The organism is Candidatus Komeilibacteria bacterium CG_4_10_14_0_2_um_filter_37_10, from assembly GCA_002793075.1.
Lineage (GTDB): Bacteria > Patescibacteriota > Patescibacteriia > UBA1558 > UBA1558 > UM-FILTER-37-10.
The window spans coordinates 1-1,022 of sequence record PFPO01000081.1; the positions used below are offsets into that span (position 1 = coordinate 1).

Below are 1,022 nucleotides of genomic sequence, written 5' to 3' on the forward strand. Positions count from 1 at the left end.
GGAATTCCTCTGCGCATAGTTATCTCAGAAAAATCGCTAGGAGCTGGTGGTTACGAGATTTTGGATCAAGAAAAGAATGAAGTGCGAATTGTTAAGACTATTGACGAAGCTATAAGAGAAGTAAAAAAGTATTATGTTTAATAAATTATTCGGGTATTTTTCACATGACATAGGCATAGATCTCGGTACTGCAAATACCCTAGTTTATGTTAGAGGAAAAGGCATAGTGATCAACGAGCCTTCCGTCGTAGCTCTAAATATCAAAAACAAGCAGATTTTAGCTATTGGAGAAGAGGCAAAAAAAATGGTAGGCCGAACGCCTGTAAATATTGTCGCCTCTCGCCCGCTCGTCGATGGGGTTGTGAGCGACTTTGAGATTACTGAGCAGATGTTGAAATATTTTGTTGATAAGGTTCACAAAGAAAGTTTCACACTCTTTCCCCGTCCTAGAGTTGTGATCGGTATACCTTCCGGAGTGACAGAAGTAGAAAAAAGAGCTGTTGAAGACGCAGCCGTAAACGCGGGGGCTAGACAGGCATTCCTGATCGAAGAACCGATGGCAGCAGCCATTGGAGCTCGGCTTCCAGTCCAGGAAGCATCCGGAAGTATGATCGTGGACATCGGAGGCGGTACTACTGAGGTAGCAGTTATATCTCTGGGAGGAATAGTTGCATCGAGGTCCTTGCGTATTGCCGGGGATGAGATGAACGATGATATTATTCAGTTTGCCCGCGATGAGTTCAATCTTCTCCTTGGGGAAAGAACAGCTGAAGAGATAAAAATTTCCATTGGAACGGCTTATCCAAGCGACGAAAAACTAGAAGCCACTATGAGGGGAAGAGACCTTGTTACAGGATTACCAAAAGCGATAATGATAAATTCAGACAATGTTCGTCAGGCGATATCCAAGTCCGTGACGGCCATAGTCGATGCTGTGAAAATGACAGTCGAAGAGACTCCTCCAGAGCTTGTGGCAGACATTATGGATCAGGGGATTATTCTAGCCGGTGGAGGAGCGCTTC

1 protein-coding gene is annotated in these 1,022 nt (G+C 44.6%); it reads left to right on the forward strand.

From position 1 onward, the window contains the following. Positions 1-133: 133 nt before the first annotated feature. Positions 134-1,022 (forward strand): rod shape-determining protein (locus COX77_04215; GenBank protein PIZ98544.1); only part of this gene is annotated, 889 nt, incomplete at its 3' end.